The sequence below is a fragment of the uncultured Methanobrevibacter sp. genome, assembly GCF_900314695.1.
Taxonomy (GTDB): domain Archaea; phylum Methanobacteriota; class Methanobacteria; order Methanobacteriales; family Methanobacteriaceae; genus Methanocatella.
The window spans coordinates 51,525-57,524 of sequence record NZ_OMWD01000015.1; the positions used below are offsets into that span (position 1 = coordinate 51,525).

Annotated in this window: 6 protein-coding genes; 3 read left to right on the forward strand and 3 right to left on the reverse strand. The window is 30.1% G+C overall.

What is annotated here, in order from left to right; all coding sequences use genetic code 11:
* The first annotated feature begins 5 nt into the window (after window positions 1-5).
* The 3 genes from QZN45_RS06525 to QZN45_RS06535 are packed head-to-tail and all read left to right on the forward strand — an operon-like array spanning window position 6 to window position 2,909.
* Window positions 6-383, forward strand: a complete 378-nt coding sequence (locus tag QZN45_RS06525) for an ATP-binding protein (RefSeq protein ID WP_292606793.1) — start codon at window positions 6-8, stop codon at window positions 381-383.
* A complete protein-coding gene (locus QZN45_RS06530; RefSeq protein ID WP_292606791.1) occupies window positions 383-2,284 on the forward strand; it encodes a PP2C family protein-serine/threonine phosphatase in 1,902 nt (633 codons plus the stop codon). The genes QZN45_RS06525 and QZN45_RS06530 overlap by 1 nt, the downstream gene beginning before the upstream one ends.
* Window positions 2,277-2,909 (forward strand): 4'-phosphopantetheinyl transferase superfamily protein, encoded by a 633-nt coding sequence (locus QZN45_RS06535; protein WP_292606789.1) that lies wholly within the window; start codon window positions 2,277-2,279, stop codon window positions 2,907-2,909. The genes QZN45_RS06530 and QZN45_RS06535 overlap by 8 nt, the downstream gene beginning before the upstream one ends.
* A 14-nt stretch (window positions 2,910-2,923) precedes the next feature.
* Here the strand turns inward: QZN45_RS06535 and QZN45_RS06540 are convergent, their stop codons facing one another.
* From QZN45_RS06540 to QZN45_RS06550, 3 genes are all read right to left on the reverse strand, one after another.
* Complete coding sequence (locus tag QZN45_RS06540; RefSeq protein WP_292606787.1) at window positions 2,924-3,112, reverse strand: class III signal peptide-containing protein; 189 nt, start codon at window positions 3,110-3,112, stop codon at window positions 2,924-2,926.
* Window positions 3,112-4,038, reverse strand: a complete 927-nt coding sequence (locus QZN45_RS06545) for a type II secretion system F family protein (protein WP_292606785.1) — start codon at window positions 4,036-4,038, stop codon at window positions 3,112-3,114. The genes QZN45_RS06540 and QZN45_RS06545 overlap by 1 nt, the downstream gene beginning before the upstream one ends.
* Before the next feature lie 347 nt (window positions 4,039-4,385).
* Entirely contained in the window at window positions 4,386-5,819 is a 1,434-nt protein-coding gene (locus tag QZN45_RS06550; RefSeq protein ID WP_292606783.1) for a TrkH family potassium uptake protein, read from the reverse strand.
* Window positions 5,820-6,000 lie beyond the last annotated feature (181 nt).

Here is a 6,000-nt window from a genome sequence, read left to right on the forward strand (position 1 = left end):
ATAAAATGAAATCCATAACCCTAAATTTAGATATTAAAGAATTATATAAACTAAATGAATTTATTGAAGGTATTCTTCAAAAACAGGACTTTCAAATTGAATTGATTATTGAAGAGATTTTTGCAAATATCGTTAATTATTCCAATAGTGATTATATTAAAGTCAATGCTGACTATGATGATTCGACATTAACAATGGTGTTTATTGATAATGGAATAGAATTTAATCCCCTTTTAAAAGAAAATCCTGACTTCCCGGACAATATTGATGATGCAAATATTGGGGGATTAGGAATATATTTAACAAAACAGATGGCAGATGACTTGCATTATGAATATAAAAATGGTGAAAATCATCTGAAAATTATTAAAAAAGTGGAATAATGAAATCCAAATTAAAAAAAACTCTAATACCCTTAATACTGATGATTATTCTAGATTTGGGTGCCTATTATTATGTTGGCGGATCACAAAATTTTGGTGCTGGTTTAAATGCATATTTAGGTTTGATATTTGCTTGTGGATTGTTGCTTGGACCCTACGGAGCAGCTGGTGCAACTATAGGGAATATGATTTGTGATTCGATTAGGGGTTATTCTCCAGAAACAATGATAATATCTGCCATGGTTACTTTCGGCAGTTCCTATTTGTCATATATGTTATGGTACGAACCATTTCACAAAAAATCAAAAATTATAAGTCCTAGGCTAATCAATACGCATTATTTATCTAAATTTCTAGTTTTACTACTGTTATCTGGAGTATTGTATGGAATACTCACCAAAATATTATTCGTAATCACATATCCTAGATTAGCTTCAAGCTCATACATATTTTTTAGATACTTTTTAAACTATGTCAACTTTGGATTCATGTTTGGTGTTATTGGAATATGGATTTCCAGAAAAATCAACTTTATTCATACCCCAAAATTATCAAATAGAAAATTGAATAAAAAATTATATTTAGCAATTGTTTTATTATTAATCATTTCTATTGCAACTATCATAATTGCAGATTATACAATAAAGATTGATTCCCACCACATTCTAATGTGTGAAACAATGATTGTTTTGATTTTGTTATATTCTTTTTTCACAAAACCGATGACTTCAAAAATTCATCAGGTTAACTTCACATCTATTCTTGAAAAAATTATGGATTCATTTCTTATTGTAACACTAATTATTTTAATCTTTGCAATGACAATATCCGAAAGTACTACTTTTGGATATGTGCTTATAGAGTATCTCCCTGTTCCTAATTCGGATGCCTTTGTGATACTATTAGTATTCGCAGATGCACTTTCCTTGTTTTTCTTCATCCCATGTCTAATTGTTTTAAGATATGTGGAACGTAAGGTTATCCGACCAACAATATCCTTTTCAAAAATAAAAGATTTCATTAAAAAAGGAGAAAAAATTGAATCAGATGGTTTGATTAATATTTATTCTGAATATACTGATGAAGAAAATGAAATTGGACTGCTTGCAAGAAGTTATACTGATTTAATAAAGTACAATAACCATTATATCGAAAATATTCATAAAATTGAAAGTGAAAAAGAAAGAATTAAAGCAGAACTTGAAATTGCAGAAAAAATCCAAAAAGCAAGCTGGCCAACTGAAAAAATGGATGAAGAAGATTTGAGTGTTTTTGGATTTTCAAAACCAGCTAAAGAAGTTGGTGGTGACTTTTACGATTATTACGAAATTGATGATGAACATGTTGCCGTGGTGATTGGTGATGCATCAGGAAAAGGAGTTCCTGCAGCTCTTCTTTCAACTATTACTCAAGCAATAATAAAACTAATATTGAAAACTGAAAAAGATCCTGCAAAAGCATTATATATTCTTAACAACCAACTATGTGAAAATAACACCGAAATGATGTTTATAACATTATGGTTAGGAATTTTTAATAAAAAAACCAATAAACTTAAATTCTCAAATGCAGGACACAATCCACCAATAATATATCAAAATAAAGAATTTAAATTTTTAAATACAGATACTGGAATTGTTTTAGGCATTATGGAAAATTATGAATTTGTAACAGAAGAAACTGACGTTGCAAAAGGGTTAGTTCTATACACTGATGGAATTACTGATGCAAATAATCATGATGAAGAATTGTATGGTGAAGAACGCCTAATTGAGTTTTTAAATTCACGTAAATTAGATCAAAAAATCATATCCCAATTAATGCATGATATTGACGAATTTAGTGAAAATGAAGAACAATTTGACGATATGACATTGTTAATTTTAGAGAAACATGATTAAATTAGCTTATACCAATGTAGAAAACCTTGATTTGAAAAGAGGTTATGAATTAGTTTCAACTAATCGAAAGAGCAAAATCGATTTTTACCGATTTGATAAGGACAAAAAACTCAGCTGCGGAGTTTATCTTTTGGTTATGAAATTACTGAATGAAGAAAACATTACCGATCCCATAATCAAAACTGAAAAATATGGTAAAGCATACATATCCAACTATGACAATATCCATTTTAATGTAAGTCATTCGAGAAACATGATTTGTTGTGCAATATCCGATAAACCTGTAGGTACAGACATCGAATTTAATGACCCTACAATTGATTTAAATATAGCCAAACATTATTTCTTCAACAGCGAATATGAAAACATCATGAACTCCCCAAAACCAATTGATGAATTCTTCAATTATTGGGTTTTGAAGGAAAGTTATATGAAATACACTGGTTTAGGATTTAATTTAGACCTTGACAGCTTTGAAATACTTATGAGTGAAGACATTAAACTTAAAAATGATAAAGATAATCTTAAGTTTAATCTTTTCAGTATTGAAGAATATAAAATAGGTATCGCAAGTCACTATAATGTTAATCATATCTATAATTATCCAATCAACGAGTTATATTAACTAAAAATGAATAATCAAATTTTTTTAAAGTATCTCTCGAGATTTCTTAACTCATTATTAAACTCTTTTACTTCTTTTGAATCTATTTGTCCGCTTAAATCAGACATATAATTTTTATACATGTAAATTGCCAGCAAAACCACAACCATTATTCCTCCAAAAAGTAATATAAATTCTGCAGACGTTTGACCGCTTTTATCCACTAAAATCCCCCCACAAACATACTTCCACCGAATGTTGTTACCATATAAAAAATAGCAAAAGATGCAGACACCAATGGAAGTGAAAACTTAATTCCTTTTTTAAACTCGCCATACATAATCAAACTGATAATGAAAGCTACCAAAATAGAATGAATAATCAAATAAATCTCGCCCGCTACAGGAGCAGTCAAAACAATTTCTGATTCCATACCATAATTTTGCATAAACCCAGAATAAACTCCAACCATACCTATCGCAAAAGGAGTTGCCACAATTGCCGAAATTAAAAGGAACATGACTGACATCATTACAGTTGATTTCCTCTCACGTTTTAATGCAAGCAAGTCCCTCAAATCATCCGATACCTCAAAAAGTACTCCAGATACGCTTGATCCACTTTTACGACCATCTAAAATAATGTTAAAAATTCGCTCCAATTCTTTAGATTTTAGACGTTTTGCCATGGCTTGCCATGCATCATCAAAATTCCTACCCATACGAATTTCAACGATTGCCCTTCTCATTTCATCGTATAGCGGCCCTTCACCATACTGTGACATGTCTTCCATTGCATTTTCAAAACTGAGTCCGACCTGCAGCATACTTGAAAGTTGCCTTAAAAAGTCAGGTGCAGTTTTTTCGATTTCCTGTGCTCTTTTTTCCTGTTGGACAATAACATATGTGAAAAGGCCAGGAATTACGAAAAATGGTAAAATCAATAGTGACACCGGAAAGTTTAGAACTGCCAATGTTAATGCCAAAACAATTTCAGAGATTATAATGAAAATTACAATCATTGCCAAAACTTTAGTTGCATCAGTAAAAATAGCTCCACTCAGTAAAAATTCCTGTAATTTGGACAAATACTTTTCAGGAATAGTATTGTCGAAAAATATTGCTAAATCATCAATTATTTTAAATTTCATAAAATAAAATTTGGTTTAATATAATATAAAGTATTGGTTATTTTCAAAAGCAATAATAGAGAATGAAAACAAGAATTCATACCAATTAAACAAAATGTTTGGTCAAATGAAATAACACTTAAATGAATTAATCCAATTGGGAAAAAAGGTAATAAAATAAAAAGAGACAATATCTACGATGCATAAGAATTAAAAAATTGTTTTAGACAAAACTCAAAAAAAAAAGAATAGAACAAATTAAACAATTTATACCTCATACCCATTGTTTTAAAAGATTTCATAATAACACATATTAAATCACTTTTACATCATATCTAAAACACCATGACAAAAATATTGAAAAAACTTCATCTTTTAAAGATTTCAAATACTGCCCTCATAGTAATCAATAATGGATAAATTTCCAATCTTCCACTCAACATATTAAACATGCCGATAATCTTTAATGGCCATTCCATTGTTTGTGAAATTTGTCCTATTTCCAAACCAACGTTACCCTGCATGGACATTGTGAAAAACAATGAATTAAAAGGGTCATGACCATATAAACTTAATAACGACCAAGTGATTAAAATACACATGAAATAAAGTGTTATATAATTTCCACTTTGCGCTACAATTTCTTCAGTGAGCTTTTGGTCGGATTTCGGCAAAGGAACAACACTACCCACTGGAGACAATATTTCACGTGAATTTCTATATATTCCTTTAAAAAAGGTAATAACCCTCATCAACTTAAGTGCACCGACAGTAGATCCTGTAGAACCCCCAATAAGCATTAACATCATTATAATGAATATCGTAAATGGTGGCCACCCACCCATGACAGTTGCACTTTGAATACTTGCCCCAGTTGTTGTAACGGCAGAAACTACCGTAAACAGATTGTCCATAGGAACAATATTGGATGTTACATATATCAGGAAAGTTGAAACCGCAATCAAAGAGATTAATGCTTTAAACTGCATATCTTGAATTAATGACTTTCCCCGTGTCTTGATAATATTATAATGAACCAAAAAGCTTGTTGCACCCAATATCATCAAAAAAATCGTAATGAAATATATCAGGTCATTTTGATAAAATCCAATATTCGCATTTTTTACGCTCATACCACCAGTGGAAATAATGCAAAATGTATTACAAATGGAATCGAAAAGAGGCATTCCAGCAAGAGAATATAAAACAATTCCCAAAACAGTAAATATTAAATAAATTTTGATGATTTGTTTGATTGTGGCTTTTATTGATGGTTTAATTCTCTCTTCACGAGCTTCAGATTGATATAGTTTGGATGACATGACACCAGGTTTTGTTAGAATAGCAATTATCATAACAATTACTCCCAAACCACCAATCCATTGTTGCAGTGCTCTAAAAAATAGTATGCTATATGGTAGAATTTCGACATCAGGATATATTGTAATTCCACTGCCAGTTAATGCAGACATACATTCAAAAATACTGTCAACGATGCCTATACCAGTTACAAAATAAAGTACCAATCCACAGATAAAAGATGCCCAAATCCAAGACAAAGACGATATCATCATGGCATGCTTCATACGTATTTTATTAATTGAATATTTTTCCAATCCTTTTATGAAAATCAAACCAACGACAATTGATATAGTAGCAGGCATTAGAAAATAAACCGCATTAAACTCCAAAAATATCAAATCAATAATTATTGGAACTAAACACATTGCTCCAATACCAATCATCAATAATCCACAGTTTCTAGCAACAATCAATAAATCCTGTTTATTAATATATCGCATATATCCACCCACTACGTTAATCATTTAAATATTGAATAAATAGATATATAAATTTTTAAGAAAAAAATTTTTTACAAAAAATGGCAATGTTGAAATCCTAGAATTTTTTTCACTTGAAATTTCACATCGATGTGATTTCTTGATGTAAAATTAGTATTTCTTTGATTAGCCAGATATATGT